Genomic DNA, 20993 nt, shown 5'->3' with positions numbered 1-20993 from the left:
GTTCGTCAAACCTGCTATTCCTGACAATCTGGTTGCCGGCCGTGCCTTGCAGGCTCTCGGCGGCATATCTGTGGCATCATTGCGGAAGTCCGGCAATGGCATGGGCGAAATCCTCGGCCTCGAACGGTTCCAGATCGTCGACGCCCTCGCCGATACCGATGAAGTAGACCGGCAGCTTGTGCTTGGCCGAAATGGCGACGAGGATGCCGCCGCGCGCCGTGCCGTCGAGCTTGGTCATGATCAGCCCGTTGACGCCGGCGACGTTGCGGAAGATCTCGACCTGGCTGAGCGCGTTCTGCCCCGTCGTGGCATCGAGCGTCTGCAGCACGGTGTGCGGCGCATCGGGATCGAGTTTGCCGAGCACGCGCACGACCTTCTCGAGTTCGGCCATCAGCTCGGCCTTGTTCTGCAGGCGGCCGGCGGTATCGACGATCAGCACATCGCATTTTTTCGCCTTCGCCTGTTCGAAGGCATCATAGGCAAGGCCGGCGGCATCTGCGCCAAGCTTGGTGCCGATGAATTCGGAGTTCGTCCGCTCGGCCCAGATCTTCAACTGCTCGATCGCGGCCGCACGGAACGTATCGCCGGCCGCCAGCATCACCTTCAGCCCGGCGCCGGAAAGTTTTGCTGCAAGCTTGCCGATCGTCGTCGTTTTGCCGGTGCCGTTGACGCCGACGACGAGGATGACATGCGGCTTGTGCGAGAGGTCGAGCTGCAGCGGCTTGGCGACCGGCTTCAGGACCTTGGCGATTTCAGACGCCATGATCCGGCTGACATCCTCGCCGGTGACATCCTTGCCGTAGCGCTCGGACGCCAGCGTGTCGGTGACGCGCAGCGCCGTCTCGACGCCGAGATCGGCCTGGATCAGCAGGTCTTCGAGATCCTGCAGCGTCTCGTCATCGAGCTTGCGCTTCGTGAAGAGCGCGGTGATCTGGCCGGTCAGCTGCGAGGAGGTGCGCGCAAGACCGTTGCGCAGACGCTGGAACCAGCTGAGCTTCGGCTGCAACATAACCGGCTCCGGCTCGACGACCTTCGGGCCGGTGGCGAAGCCTTTGGGGAGGATGGGAGAGCCAATCTCCGGTTCTGCCGGGGGGCTGCCCCCCTCTACCCTGCCGGGCATCTCCTCCACAGGTGGGGAGATTGGCTGGGAGGGCGAATCCAGTCCTGCATCATCCTGAGTCGGAATGTCTTCCGGTTCAGTTGGAATCTCTTCCGGAAGCTTTTCGACGATCTCTTCGAGGTCGGCCGGCTGTTCTAGTGCTCCGGTCTCCACATGATCTCCCGCCTGGTGGGCGAGATGTCCCAGAGGGACGGAAACGGGTATTTCCGCAAGGGTTTCGGCGACCGCCTGGATTTCAGTCTCCGCCTCCGCTGCTGCCTCGGCTTCCAGCAATGAAAGCGGCACGACACCCATGTCGCGCAATTGGTCGGCGGCGGGCAGGATTGCGGATTCGACATCATCTTCAGCAACCGACGTCTCGACCCCGCCCTCGTCAATATCTGAAGCGGGCCCGCCGGCGGTATCCATTTCCTCGGCCAGCACTGGATCGTCAGCAACCGGCAGATCTTCGACGCGCGAACGCGGCTCCAACTCCTTTTCCACGGCCGCAGGCACAGGTTCTTCAGCCGGCTTGCCGAAGGTGAAGACCTTTTTGATGAAACTGAGCGCCATGGGGATTCCGTGAAAGTCAGGCCGCGGCTGCGGCCGTCAATTGCATGTCGAGATGCTTGCCATTGTGGCCGGTGATCGTGACCGGCACAAGTTCGCCGGGACGAAGGCCGGGCGCGGCAACCAGCGTGAAATTCTCCGTATGCGCCAGGCCGTTGTTTTCAACAAGCAGCCATTGCCGGGTTCCGATCATCCCATCGAGATGGGATTGATGCAGCCTATGTCCAGTGGCGCGCAGCCTTGCGGCGCGATCCTTGACCAGCGACCGGTCGAGTTGCGGCATGCGCGCTGCCGGCGTGCCGGGACGCGGACTGTAGGGGAAGACATGCAGATGGGCGATACCAACCTCTTCGGCCAGCCGCACGGCATTGTCGAACATGTCTTCGGTTTCTGTGGGAAAGCCGGCGATCATATCGGCGCCGAAGCTCATCTCGGGGCGAAGGCGACGCGCATCCTCGATGAAACGCAGCGCATCGGCGCGCAAATGCCGGCGCTTCATGCGCTTCAGCATCATGTCGTCGCCGTGCTGCAGCGAGAGATGCAGATGCGGCATGAAGCGTGGCTCGTCGGCGATGAGATCCATCAGGTGGGCATCGGCTTCGATGCTGTCGATCGAGGAAAGCCGCAGGCGGCGGATATCGGGGATCTGCTTCAGAAGGGTCTTCGCCAAAAGCCCGAGCGTCGGGGCGCCCGGCAGATCGCCGCCGTAACTGGTGGCATCGACGCCGGTCAGTACGATTTCGCGGTAACCGCCGTCGACGAGATTGCGGGCCTGGTCGACGACAGCTCCCATCGGCACGGAGCGGGAATTGCCGCGGCCATAGGGAATGATGCAGAAGGTGCAGCGATGGTCGCAGCCATTCTGCACCTGGATGAAGGCGCGCACATGGCCGTCGATATGCCTGACCATCTGCGGAGCCGTCGCCTTGACGCTCATGATGTCGTTGACGCGAAGTTTCTCTTCGGCCGAAACGCCGAAATCCGGCAGGCTGCGATAGGAGGCGCTCGTCAGCTTCTCCTCGTTGCCGAGCACGGCATCGACCTCCGCCATCGCGGCGAAGGTCTGCTTTTCCGTCTGCGCGGCACAGCCGGTGACGATGATGCGGGCATGCGGATTGTCACGCCGGGCCCGGCGGATCGCCTGGCGGGCCTGGCGCACCGCTTCGCCGGTTACGGCGCAGGTATTGACCAGGACAGCATTGTTGAGCCCGGCCTTTTCAGCCTGCGCCTTCATCACTTCGGATTCATATGTGTTGAGGCGGCAGCCGAAGGTAATGACCTCGATGCCGCTCACTGCGCCTCCGCCTCTCGGGTACCATCGCGCGACCAGAGACCGGTCGAAGGATCGACCCTGCCCGACCATTCCCATTCGGCCGGGCCGGTCATGATCACATGATCGTCGCGCTCGCGCCATTCGATACAAAGCGTGGCCGGCGGCTTGGCGCTGGCCACATTGATCGTCACCTTGCGGCCGGTACGGCCGGTGCGCGCAGCACTGACGGCAGCAGAACAGGCAGCCGAGCCGCAGGCAAGCGTCAGCCCCGCGCCGCGCTCCCAGGTGCGCGTCGTCATCGATGTCGGCGACGTCACTTGCGCCAGCGTGATATTGGCGCGCTCGGGAAACATCGGATGGTTTTCGAGCAGCGGTCCGAAGCGCGCGAGATCATAGGACATCACGTCCCTGTCCACCCAGAAGATCGCATGCGGATTGCCCATCGACATGACGGACGGCGAATGCAGCACCGGCTTGTCGATCGGACCGATCTGCAGTTCGATGCGGCTGGTGTCGTGGAATTCTTCCGCCAGCGGGATCCTGTCCCAATCGAAGACCGGCCGGCCCATATCGACCGAAATCGTCCCGTCCTCGTGCTCGACGGCGTTGAGGATGCCGGCGACCGTCTGGAAGGTAAAGACCTTCCTGCCGGTCTCGGCGGCAAGTGCCTGCACGACGCAGCGTGTGCCGTTGCCGCAGGCCTGCGCCTTCGAGCCATCGGAATTCAGGATATCGATGAAGGCATCGGTGCCTTCGGCCTTCGGATCATGGATCGCCATGATCTGATCGAACTCAGTCTGCGGATCGGCATTGAGCGCGACCGCCGCCGCAGGCGTCACCTTGTCCGGCCGGCCGCGCATGTCGACGACCAGGATCTTGTTGCCAAGCCCGTTCATCCTCGCGAATTCGACCGTTGCGCTCATGATATCTTCCGTCCGTGTTTCCGCTGTATATGGCGGAAATGCGAAGGAATTACCAGTGGGCGAGTGCGGCGCAGCTATTGCCGCCGGTCGCCCTTTCGAGGCCGTCCGGTTTTACGGCTCAACACCGTCGGAAGCAAAAGACGCCGCATGCGCTTCGACGATGGCGGCGGTAATGACCTTTCTCAGCTCGTAGACCAGCGAGCGGGACCGTTTGCGATCCAGATCCTGTGCCGCTTTGGCAAGACTAAGGCCTTCGTTCAGAACAATATGATGGGCCCGTGCCAGTGCCCAGCTTTCAATATCAGGATTGATCATTCGTATCTCCGCCGGATCATCCGGCATCAAGGATATTCACGAATCATTTTTACAGGATGCACTTAAGTAGAAAGTAGAATCATAAGCAGAATATTTTGCAACTGGCCTCTATGGCGTTTGGACTGTCCGCGGGAAATTAAACCGGTCGTGCCCGGACCACGGAGGCTCTGGGAACGCCCGTTATGCGGTCTTCGGTCCGCATTCGCTTGACTTTCCCGCCGCTTTCCTGTTTATCGCGCCCAATCCGCGACGAGCCGCATGACTCCGAGCCGCCGACCGGGACCTGAGATCCCGGAGGTCAACACCCGACAGCGCGATGCGCCCTCGGGTGCTTTTTGGCTTTGCGTCTTGTTTTCGTCAAGGAAAAGCACGACGTTTCCGGGCAGATCGAACCCGCCCGAAACGTATCAAGGAAGAGCCGATGTTTGAAAACCTCCAGGACCGTCTTGGATCCATTCTGAATGGACTGACAGGCCGTGGCGCGCTTTCGGAAGCCGATGTTTCCGCAGCGCTGCGAGAGGTTCGCCGTGCGCTGCTCGAGGCCGACGTCGCGCTCGACGTCGTGCGTTCCTTCACCGACCGCGTGCGTGAAAAGGCCGTCGGCGCCGAGATTCTGAAGTCGATCAAACCCGGCCAGATGGTCGTCAAGATCGTGCATGACGAGCTGATCGAGATGCTGGGCGGCGAAGGGGTCGGCATCGACCTGCATGCGCCCGCCCCCGTCGTCGTCATGATGGTCGGCCTGCAGGGTTCCGGCAAGACGACGACGTCGGCGAAAATTGCCCATCGCCTGTCGACACGCGAGAAGAAGAAGGTGCTGATGGCGTCGCTCGACACGCGCCGTCCGGCAGCCCAGGAGCAGCTTCGCCAGCTTGGCGCGCAGGCCAATATCGACACGCTGCCCATCATATCAGGCCAGTCGCCGACGGATATCGCCGCCCGCGCCGTGCAGGCGGCAAGGCTCGGCGGCCACGACGTCGTCATCCTCGACACCGCCGGCCGCACCCATGTCGACGAGCCCTTGATGGTCGAGATGGCCGACATCAAGAAGCGCTCGAACCCGCATGAAATCCTGCTGGTCGCCGACTCACTCACCGGTCAGGACGCCGTCAACCTCGCCCGCAGTTTCGACGAACGCGTCGGCATCACCGGTCTGGTGCTGACCCGCATGGACGGCGATGGCCGCGGCGGTGCCGCCCTTTCCATGCGCGCCGTCACCGGCAAGCCGATCAAGCTGATCGGCGTCGGCGAGAAGATGAGCGAGCTCGAGGAGTTCCATCCCCGCCGTATCGCCGACCGCATCCTCGGCATGGGCGACATCGTCTCGCTCGTGGAGCGCGCGGCGGAGAACATCGACGCCGAGAAGGCGGCCGCCATGGCCGCCAAGATGGCCAAGGGCAAGTTCGACCTCGACGATCTCGCCGACCAGCTGCGCCAGATGCAGAAGATGGGCGGCATGGGCGGCATCATGGGGATGATGCCCGGCATGGCCGGTATGAAGGACAAGATGGCCGCAGCCGGCCTCGACGACAGACTTTTCGGTCGCCAGATCGCCATCATCCAGTCGATGACCAAGGCCGAGCGCGCCAATCCCGATCTGCTCAAGCATTCGCGCAAGAAGCGCATCGCCGCCGGCTCCGGCACCGATGCCGCCGCCATCAACAAGCTTCTGAAGATGCACCGCCAGATGGCCGACATGATGAAGATGATGGGCGGCAAGGGCAAAGGCGGCATGATGAAGCAGATGATGGGCGGCCTTGCCGGCAAGATGGGGCTTGGCGGCGGCCTGGGCGGTATGGGCGGTGGCATGCCCGATCTCTCGAATATCGATCCTCGGCAGCTCGAGGCCCTGCAGAAGCAGGCCGAAGCAGCGGGACTTGGAAAGCCGGGTGGGGGTATGCCCGGTCTCGGCGGTCTGCCGGGTGGTTTGCCTGGCCTCGGCGCCAAGCTGCCGGGCCTTGGCGGTGGTTTCCCGGGATTGCCCGGATTGCCGAAGAAGAAGTGAAAGGATCGCTTGCCCCATGATTGATCCAGACGTCAAAGCCCAGCTCGCGAGCTATCGTCAGTCGATCGACAATATCGATGCCGCTCTCGTGCATATGCTGGCCGAACGCTTCCGCTGCACCAAAGAGGTCGGCGTGCTGAAGGCCAAATACAATCTGCCGCCGGCCGATCCGGCGCGCGAGGAATACCAGATCGAACGCCTTCGCCAGCTGGCGAAAGCCGCCAATCTGGACCCGGATTTCGCCGAGAAGTTCCTGAACTTCGTCATCAAGGAAGTCATCCGGCATCATGAGCAGATCGCTGCGGATCACGCTGAACAAAGCGCCGCAGCCCGATAACCCGCCTGATCAGGCGATCAAGAAAAGCCTAAGGAGTAAAGAACATGGCACTGAAAATTCGTCTCGCCCGCGGTGGCTCCAAGAAGCGCCCGTATTACCACGTCGTTCTCGCCGACGCGCGCAGCCCGCGTGACGGCCGCTTCCTGGAAAACCTCGGTTCCTGGAACCCGATGCTCGCCAAGGACGACGAGAAGCGCGTTCAGCTGAACGCCGAGCGCATCAAGCACTGGATCGAAAACGGCGCCCAGCCGACCGACCGCGTTCTGCGCTTCCTCAATGAGGCCGGCGTTGCCAAGCGCGAAGCCAAGAACAACCCGGTCAAGGCAAAGCCGGGCAAGCGCGCCCAGGAACGCGCCGCCGAAAAGGCTCAGAAGGTGGCTGACGCCGCCGCTGCTGCTGCCGACGCCGCAGAATAATCGGGACAATCCCTTGTCTAACGGGCGGCATGGCGACATGCCGCCCGTTTTCGTTTCCAATTACCCGCACTTCGTTTATGAGAAACCTGTCTTTCGGCTTCACATGAAGGAACCCATGACAAAGCTTGAAAACCCCGTTCTGATGGCGACGATCGGCGGCGCGCAAGGCCTCCGGGGAGAGGTACGCGCCAAGGCCTACACGGCCGATCCGAGCGCCCTTGGCGACTACGGCCACCTGCACAGCATGGACGGCCGCAGCTTCGAAGTCCTCGAAATCCGCGAGACGAAGAATGTCGTCGTCGTCCGTTTCCGCGGCGTCAACGACCGCAATGCCGCCGAGGCGCTGAACGGCCTCGAGCTCTATATCGAGCGCGACAACCTGCCGGACGAGGAGCTTGAAGATGACGAGTTCTACTATGCTGATCTCGAAGGTCTCGAAGCACGCGACGACAAGGGTGCCAGCTATGGCACCGTCACCGGCGTCTTCGATTTCGGCGCCGGCGATTTGCTGGAGCTCAAAGGTCCGGGCAAGCGCCCGGTGCTGATCCCCTTCTCCGAAGCCTCGGTGCTGGAGATCGACCTCGAGGCCGGCACATTGCTGATCGACCCGCTGGCGGCAGGCTTGGTCGACGACCCCCAAGAGCTTTCGAAATTCACCGCGGACAAGCCGAAAAAGAAGAAGTGATGGCTTTCCGAGTGAGCGTGCTGACACTCTATCCGGAAATGTTTCCGGGGCATCTGGGCTTCTCGCTCGCCGGCAAGGCGATGGAGCGCGGGCAATGGTCGCTGGATGCGGTGCAGATCCGCGATTTCGCCACCGACAAGCACCGCACCGTCGACGACACCCCGGCCGGCGGCGGCGCCGGCATGGTGCTGAAACCCGACGTTCTCGCCCGCGCGATCGACAGCACCGCGGAAAACGACACCCGCCCGCGCCTGCTGATGAGCCCGCGCGGCCAGCCGCTGACACAGAAGCGCGTACGCGAGCTTGCGGCTGGCGACGGCGTCATCATCGTCTGCGGCCGCTTCGAGGGCGTCGATCAGCGAGTGATCGAGGCGCGCGGCCTGGAAGAGGTTTCGATCGGCGACTACGTGCTGTCGGGCGGCGAGCCGGCGGCGCTGATCGTGCTCGACGCGATCATCCGCATCCTGCCCGGTGTCATGGGCAACGATCTTTCCGGTCTGCACGAAAGCTTCGAAGGCGGCTTGCTGGAACATCCCCATTATACCAGGCCGCAGGCGTGGGAAGGCCGGGACATTCCCGCGATCCTGACGTCTGGCAATCACGGTGCCATCGAGAAATGGCGGCACCAGGAGGCGGTGCGGCTGACGCGGGAGCGGCGGCCAGATCTCTTGGAAAAGGCTGAACCTAAGAAAAACGGCTGATTCCAGCCTCCCCTTCACAAAAATGTCGTGCGAGGGATGACAAGCCCCGGCCTTTCGTGTATTGGCGCACGCGGAAATGGGGTTATCCCCGTCTGCCAGCAAACAAAGAATGGCGAACCCGCTCCCGTCCTGAAGGGCAAAGTCCTGAGGCCAGTTCCAAAGGATCAGTGTCGAGCGCTCTGGCTGTTTCAGAAGAACCAAAGGTTAAGACGATGAACATCATTCAGCAGCTTGAGGCCGAACAGGCCGCCAAGATCGAAGCCAAGCGCACGCTTCCCGAATTTTCCCCGGGCGACACTGTCCGCGTCAACGTGAAGGTCACGGAAGGCAACCGTACCCGCGTTCAGGCCTATGAAGGCGTCTGCATCGCCCGCTCCGGCGGCGGCCTGCAGGAAAACTTCACGGTCCGCAAGATCTCCTACGGCGAAGGCGTCGAGCGCGTATTCCCGGTCTACTCGCCGATGATCGAAAGCGTCGACGTCGTGCGCCGCGGTAAGGTCCGTCGCGCCAAGCTCTATTACCTCCGTGATCGTCGCGGCAAGTCTGCCCGTATCGTTGAAGACACCGGCGTCCGCGCCCGCAAGCTCAACGACGCCGAGCGCGCCGCCATTGCCGAGGAAAAGGCACGCATCGAAGCTGAAAAGGTTGCAGCCGCTCAGGCGCTCGCCGCCGAGAAGGCAGCAGCCGAAGCTGCCGAAGCCAAGGCAGCGGCCGAAAAGGCCGCCGCGGAAGCAGCAGCCGCAGCAGCGGAACCGGCTGCAGAATAAGATCTGCGTCAGGCAAAATTCTTCGCTTGAAAAGGCGGCCTTCGGGTCGCCTTTTCTATTTTTTGCTTGGGCACGCAGCCGGTGGCCTTGCCTTCGGTACGTTTTCCGTGACAATTTTCGCCGTTCACTCCCGGAGAGCCGTTCAATGTTGTTCCGTCGTACTGTCCTTGCGAGCTTCGCTGCCCTTGCTCTCGCACCCCTGGCCGCATCGGCAGCCGAGCTGCCCGATCTCGGCGGCAAGAGCGTCGTCGTCGTCACCGAGAATGCCTATCCGCCGCTGCAGTTCGTCGACCCGAAATCCGGCAAGGCGATCGGCTGGGAATATGATGCGATGAACGAGATCGCCAAACGGCTGAACTTCAAGGTCGAATATCAAAACACCAGCTGGGATGCGATGATCCAGGCGGTTTCCGACGGCCAGTACAACATCGGCATGACCGGCATCACCATCAAGGAAGACCGCAAGCAGAAGGTGGATTTCTCCGACCCTTACATGCGCTCACAGCAGTTCATGCTGGTGCGCGGCGACGAGAAGCGTTTCACCGACGCCAAGTCCTTCGGCGCGTTCAAGGATGGTCTGGTCGGCGCCCAGCCCGGCACCACGCCCTTCTATACCGCTGTCTATGAAGTGCTCGACGGCAACGAGCAGAACCCGCGCATCAAGCTCTTCGAAACCTTCGGCGCCACCGTCCAGGCTTTGAAGGCAGGCGACGTCGACGTCGTCCTGACCGACGGCACCGCCGGCAAGGGTTATGTCGACGCCTCGAATGGCGCGCTGAAGCTGATCGGCGAGCCGCTCGGCACCGAGGATTTCGGCTTCATCTTCCCGAAGAGCTCCGATCTCGTCGCGCCCGTCAACGCTGCCATTTCAGCCCTCAAGGCCGACGGCACGCTGGATGCGCTGAACAAGAAGTGGTTCCTCGACTACAAGATGGGCGAATGACGCCGAGCCATTGCTGATGGCTTTACGACCCTCTCCCGACAGACACGTCAAGGACGACTATCCCTGGTGGCTGGTCGCGCTCGTCGCGATCGGCGTCATCCTTGCCGCCGTCATCGTCACCAACGATATCTACGCCCAGGTTTTCCGCACCGTCGTCAACGGTGTCGGCATCACCGTCTTCGTCACGCTGGTCGCCTTCGTGCTCGCCACCGTGCTCGGCCTCGGCATTTGCCTGCTCGGCATGGCCGACAGCCAGATCGCGCGGCAGATCGCGCGTTTCTACATCGAGATTATCCGCGGCATCCCGATCCTCGTGCTCCTGTTCTACGTCGCCTTCGTCGGCGCCCCGGCCCTGGTTGCCGGTTATAATTTTCTGATTTCGCCGCTGGTAAACGCAGGCATGGCCGAACCCATCCTGGTGCGCGATCTCTCGCTGATGTGGCGGGCGATCATCGCGCTGACGATCGGTTACTCCTCCTTCATCGCCGAAATCTTCCGGGCCGGCTTCCAGTCGGTCGATCTCGGCCAGATCGAGGCTGCCAAGGCGCTCGGCCTTTCCCGCTACCGGCGCTTCCGCTCCGTCGTCTTCCCGCAGGCGATCCGGGTGATCTTCCCGCCGCTTTCCAACGATTTCGTTTCGATGGTAAAGGATTCATCGCTCGTCTCCGTGCTCGGCGTCGCCGACATCACCCAGATGGGCAAGGTCTATGCCGCCGGCTCCTTTCGCTTCTTCGAGACCTACTCGATCGTCACCTACATCTACCTGATCCTGACGATCGGCCTGTCGCTGGCGCTGCGGCGGACGGAGAAATGGATGAAATCACGCTAAAGCCGTCACAATGAGGAGGCCCCAGACGGGCTGTTGATGATTCAAATTGAAGCCGCCGCGAAAAATCGTTATATGCAGGCGATGGAATCCAAGTTCAGATGCACAGGCGCGCATATTTTCGTGCTGCAGGACCATTATCGCCTGCCGGCGCGGTTCTTTGCATGCGTATCCGGTGCGCTCAACAGCCGACTTCGTTGATCGAATGACGGCCGGCGGAGCTTGATCCGCTTTTTACTCGATTTCCCAAAAGCATCCAAAAACGGACTTAACGCCATGAGCGCACCGCGTACCCTCTACGACAAGATCTGGGACGATCATCTGGTCGACGAACAGGCAGACGGCACCTGTCTTCTCTACATCGACCGGCACCTGGTCCATGAAGTCACCTCGCCGCAGGCGTTCGAAGGCCTGCGGATGACCGGCCGCAAAGTTCGCGCCCCGGAAAAGACGCTCGCCGTCGTCGACCATAACGTTCCGACCTCGCCTGATCGCCATCTCGGCATCAAGAACGAGGAAAGCCGCATTCAGGTGGAAGCGCTGGCGACCAACGCCGCCGAATTCGGCGTCGAATATTATTCCGCAAGCGACAAGCGCCAGGGCATCGTTCACATCGTCGGTCCTGAACAGGGCTTCACCCTTCCTGGCATGACCATCGTCTGCGGCGACAGCCACACCTCGACGCACGGCGCCTTCGGCGCGCTGGCGCACGGCATCGGCACCTCTGAGGTCGAGCATGTGCTGGCGACCCAGACGCTGATCCAGAAGAAGGCGAAGAACATGCTGGTGCGGGTCGACGGCCTGCTGCCGCCGCACGTCACCGCCAAGGACATCATCCTCGCCATCATCGGCGAAATCGGCACTGCCGGCGGCACCGGCCATGTCATCGAATTTGCCGGCGAAGCGATCCGCTCGCTATCGATGGAAGGCCGCATGACCATCTGCAACATGACCATCGAAGGCGGCGCCCGCGCCGGCCTGATCGCCCCTGACGAAAAGACCTTCGAATACATAAAGGGCAAGCCGCGCGCGCCGAAGGGCGAGGCGCTGGAGCAGGCGATCGCCTACTGGAAGACGCTGCAGACCGACGAGGGCGCGCATTACGACCGCGTCGTCGTGCTCGATGCCGCCAGCCTGCCGCCGATCGTCTCCTGGGGCTCCTCGCCCGAGGACGTCATCTCCGTCCAGGGCATCGTCCCCAACCCCGACGATATCCAGGACGAGACCAAGCGCACCTCCAAATGGCGCGCCCTCGACTATATGGGCCTGAAGCCCGGCACCAAGATGACCGACATTACGCTCGACCGCGTCTTCATCGGCTCCTGCACCAACGGCCGCATCGAGGACCTGCGCGAAGTCGCCAAGGTGGTCGAAGGCAAGACGGTTGCTTCAACCGTCGATGCGATGATCGTCCCGGGCTCCGGCCTCGTCAAGGAACAGGCGGAAGCCGAAGGCCTCGACAAGATCTTCAAGGCCGCCGGTTTCGATTGGCGCGAGCCGGGCTGCTCCATGTGCCTTGCCATGAACGACGACCGCCTGAAGCCGGGCGAGCGCTGCGCGTCCACCTCGAACCGCAACTTCGAGGGCCGTCAGGGCTTCAAGGGTCGCACGCACCTCGTCTCGCCGGCAATGGCCGCGGCCGCAGCGATCGCCGGTCATTTCGTCGACATCCGCGAGTGGAACTGATCCGTCGTCCCACGGCAGAGAATGAAAACCGCCCGATGCGCTCTCATCGCATCGGGCGGTTTTGCTTTTCATGGCGGCTGTGCTTCCCTATCACGCTGTAATTCGGGTAAGCCCGATTGCGCATCGGCCGTCTTCCCAATTTCATCCGTTCGGGCAATCGACATCCAGGAGCGCCTGTGGCCTCATCGATATGGGGCGCGATACGCGACAGATACCGTTCCGGCTTCGGCAAACACGCGCCATCGAGGGAATGGCCATGAGGCAGAAAATCGTACGGAGTTTACTGCAAGCCAGCCTGATCGTCTTTGCATCTCTGACTTCGGTCGACGCCGCCGGCGCCGGGACGATCCATCCGGGGATGCCGGCCATGACCGCGTCCGGCCTGCTGCAGCAGGTCGCGCAAAACAAGATCCCATCGCTCAACGGCTATCGCGGCTATGGCAGCGCCCGGCCCGGCTATAGCAAGAGCTCGAACGGCTATTGGTATCCCGCGCGGGCTTTCAACGCTTCGGACGAATATACCGGCTCGATCGGACGGCCGCAGCGCATGCGCAATAGCTGCGACTTCGGCTTTGCCCCGACGAACGGATCGTCGAACTGCAATTACTGATCGAGGCTGCATTCACCGTCATGCGGCGGTCGCCCCGGGTAATTTACCCGGAAGACCGCCGCTGCGATTGCTTTAAGGCATGTCGCGCAAAAGTGTGCCGCGGTTTTGCGGCAACGACATGCGTGAAAACAAAGAGCTAAAGCGCGTCGCATGAATCAAGTTTGACGCGACGCGCTTTAGCCTGATCGCAACGGCGATCAGAAAGTTGCCGTCATCGGATCCGGTCCCATGCGGCCGCCGGCGCTGTCGAGCCTGGCGATCGCCGCCATATCGTCGGCATCGAGCTTGAAGTCGAACACCTGGAAATTTTCCTCGATGCGCGACGGCGTCACCGACTTCGGGATGACGACGAGGCCGGTATCCAGGTGCCAGCGGATGATGACCTGGGCCGGCGTCTTCCGATATTTCCCAGCGATCTCACCGATAACAGGGTTCGAGACGAATTTGCCCTGGCCGAGCGGGCTCCAGGATTCGGTAACGATACCAAGTTTCCTGTGCGCCTCCTGCGCCGCTTTCTGCTGAAAGTCGGGATGCAGCTCGATCTGGTTGATGACGGGAACGACACCGGTCTCGCCGATGATGCGCTCCAGATGTTCGGGGCAGAAATTCGACACGCCGATCGAGCGGGCGCGGCCCTCTTCGCGGATGCGCACGAAAGCCTTCCAGGTCTCGGTATAGAGGCCGCGATGCGGCGACGGCCAGTGAACGAGATAGAGGTCGACATAATCGGAACCGAGCTTCTTCAGGCTGCCGTCGAAGGCGCTGAGCGTATTGTCGTATCCCTGATCGGTGTTTCTGAGCTTGGTGGTGACGAAGATGTCCTTGCGGTCCAGACCGGAGGAGCGGATGCCTTCGCCGACACCCTCTTCATTGTCGTAGCCGGACGCCGTATCGATATGGCGATAGCCGGCGGCAATCGCCGCGCGCACCGTCGGAGCGGCAATTTCCTGCGGCGTCTGCCAGACGCCGAGCCCGACCTGGGGAATGGAATGTCCGTCATGGAAAGTGATGATGGGTTGAGCGATCACACTATATCTCCGGGAGTTTGAAAGAATGGGACGAGGCATGAATTGCGCCCACACTCTGGGGCGTCCCGGAGCGCATTTCAGCCTGAGCGCTCGGTCACCGGAAACATATAGGCGGCCGGATCCGGAAGACAATCAGAGGACCCGAACAATCGTGCCCTTCCGAAGATGCGGCAGAAGCCGGCGCATGTCGGCCAGGCTCACCGCCACGCAACCGGCCGTCGGCTCGTAGCCCGGTCGAATGAGATGGAAGAAGATCGCCGAGCCGCGATTGCGCGCCCGCGAGGAGATGTTCCAATCCATGACCAGGCAGACATCGTAGAGCCCGTCGCTACGCCGCATCTCCTCATGGCTTGCGCCGAACGGCGCCCGGACGAGGCGGTTGTAGCTGGCGTTGCCGGGCTGATCGCACCAGAGCATGTCAGCGCGGATCCGGCGGATGGGAAGCGGAGTGGCAAGCCGGCCGTTCCGCTCACCGCGCCGGAAGCCTGATATCAGCCGCATCGAGGCGATCGGTGTGGCGCCGTCGCCCTCGCGCTTGATCACGGTGCGGCCGGAGCGGCCGATCGCGGCGGGGACGGTGATCGCACCGAGCCGGATGATCGCCCGGCTTTTGCGCCCCGGCGCCGGCCGCACCACGATCGTCGACGGCTTCACCCATGGCTCCCGCCTTGTTTTTTCCATTTTTCTCGCATGTCTTGCATTGTCTGGGGCTCCGATTGAAATCATATCAAAACCTGCGCTGCAACGGCCCGCCGCGCGATCCTTGCCAAATGAGGAATTTGGCGTAGGACTAGGGGACTTAACATGAGGAAAGCAAGGGCATGACCGCACGCACCATTCTTCTGGTGGATGACGACGATGACCTTCGTCAGACGCTGACGGAGCAATTGTCGCTGTATGAGGAATTTTCGGTTCTGCAGGAAGCCAACGCCGGCAAGGGTGTCGCAACCGCCCGCTCGACACCGGTCGATCTGTTGATCATGGATGTCGGCCTGCCCGATATGGACGGCCGCGAAGCGGTGAAGCTGCTGCGCAAGGGCGGCTTCAAGGCGCCGATCATTATGCTGACCGGCCACGATACAGATTCGGATACGATCCTCGGCCTCGAAGCCGGCGCCAACGACTATGTCACCAAGCCTTTCCGCTTCGCCGTGCTGCTCGCGCGCATTCGCGTGCAGCTGCGCCAGCACGAGCAGAGCGAGGACGCCACCTTCACCGTCGGCCCTTACCTCTTCAAGCCGAGCCAGAAGCTGCTGACCACCGACAACGGCCAGAAGATCCGCCTGACGGAAAAGGAAGCGGCGATCATCCGCTACCTTTACCGCGCCGAACAGAAGGTCGTCACTCGCGACGTGCTCCTCGAAGAGGTCTGGGGCTATAACTCAGGCGTGACGACGCATACGCTGGAAACCCATGTCTACCGTCTGCGCCAGAAGATCGAACGCGATCCCTCCAATGCCGAAATCCTGGTTACGGAAAACGGCGGCTATAAGATCATACCCTAGAGCATTTCCGTTTTCTCAGAGTACGAAAATGCTCTATCTCTCTGTTTTCACGCAATTCCGGATGCAAGACCGCGACGCAGTTTTGCCGGGATTGCTCTAAGGCGAAAAGCCCGCATGGCGCTGACCGACGACATCCGCATGCTCGCGCAGCTTCCTCTGTTCAAGGACATGAACGAGGATCAGCTCCGGCTGATTGCCTTCGGCGCCGACCGGCGCATGATCGCCGCCGGCCAGATGCTGTTTCGCCAGGGCTCGCCCGCCGAGAGCGCCTATGTCGTCCTCAGCGGCAGCCTGGAGCTGAGCGCGACGAGCAGTGACGGCATACAGAGGACGGAGGGGGTCGTCGGCCCGGGAACGCTGGTTTCCGAGCTGGCGCTGGTCACGCTGGTGGAGCGCAAATTCACCGCGGTCGCGCGCGAGGACACCAGCATCATTCGCATCACCCGCGCCCTTTTCCACCGGCTGATCGAAGAATATCCGGACGCAGCCCGGCTGATCGAGAACCGCATCCGCGACAATCTCGCCGAACTTGCGGCAAAGGCCGCAAGCCAGTTCTACCGCTTCAGCTGACCGCCGTTGGAGCGGTTCTGCGCATCCGCAAAATACTAGAAATCGAAATGCGCCGTGACCGGCACATGGTCCGAGGGCCGGTCCCAGCCGCGCGCCTCTTTCAGGATCTCGATGCGCTTGAGATGCGGTCCGAGATCCGATGACGACCAGATATGGTCGAGACGGCGGCCGCGGTCGGCCGCCTCCCAGTCCTTGGCGCGGTAGCTCCACCAGGTATAGAGCTTCTCGCTTTCCGGCACATGCTGGCGCATGAGGTCGAGCCAGTTGCCGCGCTTCATCACCTCGAGCAGCCCGTCGGTTTCGACGGGCGTATGGCTGACGATCTTCAGCAGCTGCTTGTGCGACCAGACATCGTGCTCCAGCGGCGCGATGTTGAGGTCGCCGACCAGAATGGCCGAGGTGTTGGCTTCGCCGTTGGCTTTCAGGAGCTTCATCTCTTCGATGAAATCGAGCTTGTGACCGAATTTCGGATTGATCGTGCGATCCGGCTCGTCGCCGCCAGCCGGGACGTAGAAATTGTGCAGCCGGATACGGCGGTTGCCGTGCTCGAAGATCGCCGAGATGTGGCGGGCATCGCCGACTCCGCAATAATCCTGCCGGTGATCCTCCGTCAGCGGAATGCGCGAGGCGATCGCCACGCCGTGATAGCCTTTCTGGCCGTGGATGATGATGTGGTCGTAGCCCATCGCCCGCAGCGGTGCCGCCGGAAAGAGCTCGTTCGTCACCTTGGTTTCCTGAAGGCAGAGAATATCCGGCCGATGTTTGAGAACCAGTTGCTCGACGATTGGCATGCGCAGCCGCACCGAGTTGATGTTCCAGGTGGTGATCGAAAAGCCCATGCCCACGCCCTTTCCCGCACGCCGGGCGTTGAGACGGCGTGCTTTCATGAAAGGGCTTTAGAACAAAGGCGCACAGGAGGGAACCGGCCGCGTGCAAAAGGCTCGGGCGATCAACCGAAAACCCTTAGTCGCGTGAGGCTGCCGTGCCCGGAATGCTCTCGTAAGGCACGCGGAACACCCGATCGTCGAACTGCACGCCTGTTTTGACATTGAAGATCATCACCGACGTGTCCTTGCCCTGGTTGTCGGTGATCGTCCACTGGCGCAGGTCGTAGGTCTTCGGGTCGAACATCATGGTGATCGTCGAATTGCCGAACACGGTATTGTTGCCGAGCGCGATCGTCGTCAGATCAGACTCTTCCTTCACGCGCTTCACCATGCCGGCCGACAGGTCGATATGCTGCGCCAGCAGCAGGCTGAGCGGCGTCTTGGAGAGCGGATAGAGATCCCAGGTTTTCAGCTTGGTATTGCCGATGGCGACGTTCTTGCCGTCGGCGATCACCCGCATCGGCGACGGGTCGTCATAATTGAAGCGCAGTTTGCCGGGGCGCTGAATGAAGAACTTGCCGCCGGTCTGCTCGCCGCGCGGGCCGAACTGCACGAATTCGCCCTGCATCGTGGTGACGCCGGAGAAATGGTCGGCGATCGCCTGCGCCGTGCCGGAGGCGGGAGCCGCCGCCTGCGCATGCGCGCCGAAGGGAATGGCGCTTGCCATCGCAGCGACGGCAAAGGCGCCGAGAAGATCGCGGCGCGTTACCGTCAGGCCGGAGAGGAAGGTGTCGGAGTTACTCATCTAAATCTCCTTTATGCGATCTGCATGCTGCCGAAAGGCGGCGTCTTCAAGGCGTTGCGATCGGGCCCGCGTGAGGTAACGGCTTGGCTGCCGTCAGGTTTCCGCAAAAGCGGCCCCCATCGGAAATATATGCCGATTATTTCAGCGGTCGAGGATGTCGCCTTCTGTGGGAACGAGAATTTCGCGTTTGCCCGCATGGTTGGCTGGACCGATGATGCCTTCCTTCTCCATCCGCTCGATGAGAGAGGCGGCCCGGTTGTAGCCGATGCCCAGCCGGCGCTGGACGTAGGAGGTCGAGGCCTTGCCATCCCGCAGCACGATGGCGACGGCCTGATCGTAAGGATCTTCCGAATCCGAAAGGTTCGACGTACCGGCAGGGCCGCCGCCACCGCCGCCGTAATCGCCATCCTCGTCGTCATCGGCGGTGATCGCGTCGAGATATTGCGGCGAGCCTTGGGTCTTCAGGTAGGAGACGATCTCTTCCACCTCGACATCGGAGACGAACGGGCCATGCACACGCTGAATGCGTCCGCCGCCCGCCATGTAGAGCATGTCGCCCATGCCGAGCAGCTGCTCGGCGCCCTGTTCGCCGAGAATGGTGCGGCTGTCGATCTTCGAGGTGACCTGGAAGGAGATGCGGGTCGGGAAGTTCGCCTTGATCGTACCGGTGATGACGTCGACCGACGGGCGCTGCGTCGCCATGATCACGTGGATGCCGGCCGCGCGCGCCATCTGCGCCAGGCGCTGGACAGCGCCTTCGATATCCTTACCGGCGACCATCATCAGGTCGGCCATTTCGTCGATGATGACGACGATATAGGGCATCGGCTTGAGGTCGAATTCTTCGGTCTCGTACATTGCCTCGCCGGTGTGGCGGTCGAAGCCGGTCTGCACCGTGCGCGAGATCGCCTCGCCCTTCGACAAGGCCTGCTCGACGCGGGTGTTGAAGCCGTCGATGTTGCGGACACCGATCTTCGACATCTTCTTGTAGCGCTCTTCCATCTCGCGCACGGTCCATTTGAGCGCGACGACGGCCTTCTTCGGATCGGTGACCACGGGCGAAAGCAGATGCGGGATGCCGTCATAGACGGAAAGTTCGAGCATTTTCGGGTCGATCATGATCAGCCGGCACTGTTCCGGCGTCATGCGGTAGAGCAGCGACAGGATCATCGTGTTGATGGCGACCGACTTGCCCGAGCCGGTGGTGCCGGCGACGAGCAGATGCGGCATCTTGGCGAGGTCGGCTATGACGGCCTCGCCGCCGATCGTCTTGCCGAGCGCCATGGCGAGCTTGGCCTTGCTGCCGTCGAAATCGCGGGAAGCGATAAGTTCGCGCAGATAAACGGTCTCGCGCGTCTGGTTCGGCAATTCGATGCCGATCGCGTTGCGGCCGGGCACGACGGCGACGCGGGCGGCGATGGCGCTCATCGAGCGGGCGATATCGTCGGCAAGACCGATGACCCGCGACGACTTGATGCCGGGCGCCGGCTCCAGTTCATAGAGCGTGACGACCGGACCGGGGCGGACATGAATGATCTCGCCCTTGACGCCGAAATCTTCGAGCACGCCTTCGAGCATGCGGGCATTCTGCTCCAGCGCATCGGCAGAAAGCGTCGAATCGCGCACGACATTCTTCGGTTCGGCAAGCAGATGCATCGAAGGAAGCTGGAAACCTTCAGGACGAATGAACGAGCCCTGCGCCTCCCGCTCGACGCGGGCGCCGGGCTTCGGACGCGTAACGGCGGGAACGACGCGCGGCTCCGGCTTGCCGACGGCTTTCGCCGGCGCGCGGATCATCCAGTCGTCATCATCGTCGTCAGGCAGGATATCGGCCGGGCGCGGCGGCATGTCGGGGTCGAAAGGCAGGTCGTCGTCGTCATCCTCGTCATCGATGGAAAGCGACGGTGCCGCGACAATGCGGCGCGGCGAAGCCGCCCTTGCTCCCATCGATGGCTCCATCGACGGTTCCATCCGCTCGCCGCGCGCAGCCGGCGCCTTGGCGCGAACCGGTTCGTTCAGCGTGCCAAACTCATCATCGTTGAAATCATAGGGCGATTCGAAATCGCCCTGGCGGCGCTTGCGCGGTCCCATGCCGAGGAGGCGGCGCAGCCGTCCCTGGCTCATGTACCAGGCATGGGTCATCGCGCCGCTGAAAGCGACCCAGCGCGACTCGTCCTCCTCGTCCTCGTCGCCGACGACCCGCGCCTTGCTAGTCGTCTCGACGTAATCGTCCTCTATTTCGTCGTCCGCGTCGCTGCGGCCGACGAGGCCCGAGGCAAACAGCATCATCCAGGCGGTCGGCACCGCAAAGATGCAGCCGACAACCATGGCGAAGGTGCCGGTCGGATAGGCGCCGACGAAGAGCGCGGGAAAACGCAGGATCATATCACCGACGACGCCACCGATGCCGTTCGGGATCGGCCAGGTGAGCGGCGGCGGAAAGCAGCCGATCACGGCGCAGGACAGCACGGTACCGGCAAGCCAGGCGCCGGCACGGGCAGGAATGCGGCTGAAGCGGCGGCCCGAGATCAGCGTCAGCGCCCAGGCGACGATCGGCAGCATCGAAACGACGCTGGCAAGGCCGAGGAACTGCATGACGATATCAGCGAAGGCGGCGCCGCTGTAACCGAGGATATTCGTCGGCAGATTGGCCGTGGCATAGGAATAGCTCGGATCCGCGACGTTCCATGTCGCCAGCGCCGCGACGCAGAGCGCCAGCAGTAGAAAGATCGCAAAGCCGATGAGCGCCTGGATCTGCCGCAGCATGAATGCCGAGAAGGAGAACCGATCCGGACGGCCATCCATCGCCGGCGACGTGCTTCTTGCCATGTGTCTAACCCGTCCAATGCCTGAGGGCATGCGAATCACCGAAGCTTCGCCATGCCAAAATGCGTCCGCTCCACCTAATCAGAGCCGGGTTAAAGCGATGTTAACCATGCATGCCTGGACGGGCATTCCGGGCATGGAAATCAAAAAAAGCCCGAACCTGGAAAGGTTCGGGCCAAATGCGGTCTATGACAGCTTTTCCGGGTCTAAACCGGAAAAGCTCTAGATAGGCCGCGACGGGCCGTGAAGCGGCGCCCTTGTGCCGGGCGCCGCAAA

22 protein-coding genes are annotated in these 20993 nt (G+C 62.2%); 13 read left to right on the top strand and 9 right to left on the bottom strand.

What is annotated here, in order from left to right; translation table 11 throughout:
* Window positions 1-76: 76 nt before the first annotated feature.
* The 4 genes from ftsY to FHX03_RS22510 form a co-directional block, all read right to left on the bottom strand.
* A complete protein-coding gene (gene ftsY / locus FHX03_RS22525) occupies window positions 77-1672 on the bottom strand; it encodes a signal recognition particle-docking protein FtsY (protein ID WP_183855529.1) in 1596 nt (531 codons plus the stop codon).
* A gap of 16 nt (window positions 1673-1688) precedes the next feature.
* Window positions 1689-2963: a tRNA (N(6)-L-threonylcarbamoyladenosine(37)-C(2))-methylthiotransferase MtaB gene (mtaB, locus tag FHX03_RS22520; RefSeq protein WP_097624961.1), complete on the bottom strand. Its 1275-nt coding sequence runs from the start codon at window positions 2961-2963 to the stop codon at window positions 1689-1691.
* Window positions 2960-3865 (bottom strand): diaminopimelate epimerase, encoded by a 906-nt coding sequence (dapF, locus tag FHX03_RS22515; RefSeq protein ID WP_183855527.1) that lies wholly within the window; start codon window positions 3863-3865, stop codon window positions 2960-2962. Before dapF ends, mtaB begins: the two co-directional genes overlap by 4 nt.
* A 111-nt stretch (window positions 3866-3976) precedes the next feature.
* Complete coding sequence (locus FHX03_RS22510) at window positions 3977-4180, bottom strand: hypothetical protein (protein WP_097624963.1); 204 nt, start codon at window positions 4178-4180, stop codon at window positions 3977-3979.
* 421 nt (window positions 4181-4601) lie between these two features.
* Between FHX03_RS22510 and ffh the strand changes: the two genes are divergently transcribed.
* From ffh to FHX03_RS22455, 11 genes are all read left to right on the top strand, one after another.
* Entirely contained in the window at window positions 4602-6185 is a 1584-nt protein-coding gene (gene ffh / locus FHX03_RS22505) for a signal recognition particle protein (RefSeq protein ID WP_183855525.1), read from the top strand.
* A 16-nt stretch (window positions 6186-6201) separates the two neighbouring features.
* Window positions 6202-6522: a chorismate mutase gene (locus FHX03_RS22500; RefSeq protein ID WP_011427149.1), complete on the top strand. Its 321-nt coding sequence runs from the start codon at window positions 6202-6204 to the stop codon at window positions 6520-6522.
* A gap of 44 nt (window positions 6523-6566) precedes the next feature.
* Window positions 6567-6938 (top strand): 30S ribosomal protein S16, encoded by a 372-nt coding sequence (rpsP, locus tag FHX03_RS22495; RefSeq protein WP_097624965.1) that lies wholly within the window; start codon window positions 6567-6569, stop codon window positions 6936-6938.
* Between the two features lie 115 nt (window positions 6939-7053).
* Entirely contained in the window at window positions 7054-7623 is a 570-nt protein-coding gene (gene rimM, locus FHX03_RS22490; RefSeq protein WP_097625143.1) for a ribosome maturation factor RimM, read from the top strand.
* A complete protein-coding gene (trmD, locus tag FHX03_RS22485; RefSeq protein ID WP_097624966.1) occupies window positions 7623-8324 on the top strand; it encodes a tRNA (guanosine(37)-N1)-methyltransferase TrmD in 702 nt (233 codons plus the stop codon). Before rimM ends, trmD begins: the two co-directional genes overlap by 1 nt.
* Window positions 8325-8536: 212 nt before the next feature.
* The gene (gene rplS, locus FHX03_RS22480) at window positions 8537-9091 is read left to right on the top strand and encodes a 50S ribosomal protein L19 (RefSeq protein WP_028758031.1); all 555 of its coding nucleotides are present in this window, start codon (window positions 8537-8539) and stop codon (window positions 9089-9091) included.
* A gap of 145 nt (window positions 9092-9236) precedes the next feature.
* The gene (locus tag FHX03_RS22475) at window positions 9237-10034 is read left to right on the top strand and encodes a transporter substrate-binding domain-containing protein (RefSeq protein ID WP_097624967.1); all 798 of its coding nucleotides are present in this window, start codon (window positions 9237-9239) and stop codon (window positions 10032-10034) included.
* Window positions 10035-10050: 16 nt separating this feature from the next.
* The gene (locus FHX03_RS22470) at window positions 10051-10863 is read left to right on the top strand and encodes an amino acid ABC transporter permease (protein ID WP_097624968.1); all 813 of its coding nucleotides are present in this window, start codon (window positions 10051-10053) and stop codon (window positions 10861-10863) included.
* Between the two features lie 33 nt (window positions 10864-10896).
* Window positions 10897-11061: a hypothetical protein gene (locus FHX03_RS22465; protein WP_164918664.1), complete on the top strand. Its 165-nt coding sequence runs from the start codon at window positions 10897-10899 to the stop codon at window positions 11059-11061.
* 75 nt (window positions 11062-11136) lie between these two features.
* Window positions 11137-12546, top strand: a complete 1410-nt coding sequence (gene leuC, locus FHX03_RS22460; RefSeq protein ID WP_097624969.1) for a 3-isopropylmalate dehydratase large subunit — start codon at window positions 11137-11139, stop codon at window positions 12544-12546.
* 256 nt (window positions 12547-12802) lie between these two features.
* The gene (locus FHX03_RS22455) at window positions 12803-13156 is read left to right on the top strand and encodes a cell surface protein (protein WP_183778433.1); all 354 of its coding nucleotides are present in this window, start codon (window positions 12803-12805) and stop codon (window positions 13154-13156) included.
* Window positions 13157-13353: 197 nt separating this feature from the next.
* On the opposite strand, the gene FHX03_RS22450 is transcribed toward FHX03_RS22455, so the two are convergent.
* Together FHX03_RS22450 and FHX03_RS22445 are read right to left on the bottom strand one after the other, a co-directional pair.
* Window positions 13354-14184, bottom strand: coding sequence for an aldo/keto reductase (locus tag FHX03_RS22450; RefSeq protein WP_183855523.1), 831 nt, complete (start codon window positions 14182-14184; stop codon window positions 13354-13356).
* A gap of 132 nt (window positions 14185-14316) precedes the next feature.
* Window positions 14317-14838 carry a L,D-transpeptidase gene (locus tag FHX03_RS22445; RefSeq protein WP_097624971.1) on the bottom strand — a complete coding sequence of 174 codons (522 nt, stop codon included), beginning with the start codon at window positions 14836-14838 and terminating at the stop codon, window positions 14317-14319.
* Window positions 14839-15005: 167 nt separating this feature from the next.
* Here FHX03_RS22445 and FHX03_RS22440 point away from each other — a divergent pair, with 167 nt between their 5' ends.
* Window positions 15006-15689, top strand: coding sequence for a response regulator transcription factor (locus FHX03_RS22440; protein ID WP_003582964.1), 684 nt, complete (start codon window positions 15006-15008; stop codon window positions 15687-15689).
* A gap of 114 nt (window positions 15690-15803) precedes the next feature.
* A complete protein-coding gene (locus FHX03_RS22435; RefSeq protein WP_097624972.1) occupies window positions 15804-16259 on the top strand; it encodes a cyclic nucleotide-binding domain-containing protein in 456 nt (151 codons plus the stop codon).
* A gap of 35 nt (window positions 16260-16294) precedes the next feature.
* On the opposite strand, the gene FHX03_RS22430 is transcribed toward FHX03_RS22435, so the two are convergent.
* The 3 genes from FHX03_RS22430 to FHX03_RS22420 form a co-directional block, all read right to left on the bottom strand.
* The gene (locus FHX03_RS22430) at window positions 16295-17098 is read right to left on the bottom strand and encodes an exodeoxyribonuclease III (protein WP_012559275.1); all 804 of its coding nucleotides are present in this window, start codon (window positions 17096-17098) and stop codon (window positions 16295-16297) included.
* 124 nt (window positions 17099-17222) lie between these two features.
* Complete coding sequence (locus tag FHX03_RS22425) at window positions 17223-17891, bottom strand: outer membrane lipoprotein carrier protein LolA (protein ID WP_183855521.1); 669 nt, start codon at window positions 17889-17891, stop codon at window positions 17223-17225.
* 141 nt (window positions 17892-18032) lie between these two features.
* A complete protein-coding gene (locus FHX03_RS22420; protein WP_183855520.1) occupies window positions 18033-20720 on the bottom strand; it encodes an FtsK/SpoIIIE family DNA translocase in 2688 nt (895 codons plus the stop codon).
* Window positions 20721-20993: the final 273 nt, after the last annotated feature.

This window comes from Rhizobium sp. BK456 (genome assembly GCF_014194045.1).
Lineage (GTDB): Bacteria > Pseudomonadota > Alphaproteobacteria > Rhizobiales > Rhizobiaceae > Rhizobium > Rhizobium redzepovicii.
Note: the sequence above shows the minus strand (reverse complement) of the source record. Positions and strands in the feature narration are given on the sequence as shown.

Coding starts and splice junctions, on each gene's coding strand:
- FHX03_RS22425 (WP_183855521.1), bottom strand. CDS start 17,891: ATGAGTAACTCCGACACCTTCCTCTCCGGCCTGACGGTAACGCGCCGC.
- leuC (WP_097624969.1), top strand. CDS start 11,137: ATGAGCGCACCGCGTACCCTCTACGACAAGATCTGGGACGATCATCTG.
- FHX03_RS22470 (WP_097624968.1), top strand. CDS start 10,051: ATGGCTTTACGACCCTCTCCCGACAGACACGTCAAGGACGACTATCCC.
- FHX03_RS22510 (WP_097624963.1), bottom strand. CDS start 4,180: ATGATCAATCCTGATATTGAAAGCTGGGCACTGGCACGGGCCCATCAT.
- FHX03_RS22420 (WP_183855520.1), bottom strand. CDS start 20,720: ATGGCAAGAAGCACGTCGCCGGCGATGGATGGCCGTCCGGATCGGTTC.
- FHX03_RS22500 (WP_011427149.1), top strand. CDS start 6,202: ATGATTGATCCAGACGTCAAAGCCCAGCTCGCGAGCTATCGTCAGTCG.
- trmD (WP_097624966.1), top strand. CDS start 7,623: ATGGCTTTCCGAGTGAGCGTGCTGACACTCTATCCGGAAATGTTTCCG.
- rimM (WP_097625143.1), top strand. CDS start 7,054: ATGACAAAGCTTGAAAACCCCGTTCTGATGGCGACGATCGGCGGCGCG.
- FHX03_RS22440 (WP_003582964.1), top strand. CDS start 15,006: ATGACCGCACGCACCATTCTTCTGGTGGATGACGACGATGACCTTCGT.
- dapF (WP_183855527.1), bottom strand. CDS start 3,865: ATGAGCGCAACGGTCGAATTCGCGAGGATGAACGGGCTTGGCAACAAG.
- FHX03_RS22430 (WP_012559275.1), bottom strand. CDS start 17,098: ATGGGCTTTTCGATCACCACCTGGAACATCAACTCGGTGCGGCTGCGC.
- ftsY (WP_183855529.1), bottom strand. CDS start 1,672: ATGGCGCTCAGTTTCATCAAAAAGGTCTTCACCTTCGGCAAGCCGGCT.
- FHX03_RS22475 (WP_097624967.1), top strand. CDS start 9,237: ATGTTGTTCCGTCGTACTGTCCTTGCGAGCTTCGCTGCCCTTGCTCTC.
- ffh (WP_183855525.1), top strand. CDS start 4,602: ATGTTTGAAAACCTCCAGGACCGTCTTGGATCCATTCTGAATGGACTG.
- FHX03_RS22435 (WP_097624972.1), top strand. CDS start 15,804: ATGGCGCTGACCGACGACATCCGCATGCTCGCGCAGCTTCCTCTGTTC.
- FHX03_RS22455 (WP_183778433.1), top strand. CDS start 12,803: ATGAGGCAGAAAATCGTACGGAGTTTACTGCAAGCCAGCCTGATCGTC.
- rpsP (WP_097624965.1), top strand. CDS start 6,567: ATGGCACTGAAAATTCGTCTCGCCCGCGGTGGCTCCAAGAAGCGCCCG.
- rplS (WP_028758031.1), top strand. CDS start 8,537: ATGAACATCATTCAGCAGCTTGAGGCCGAACAGGCCGCCAAGATCGAA.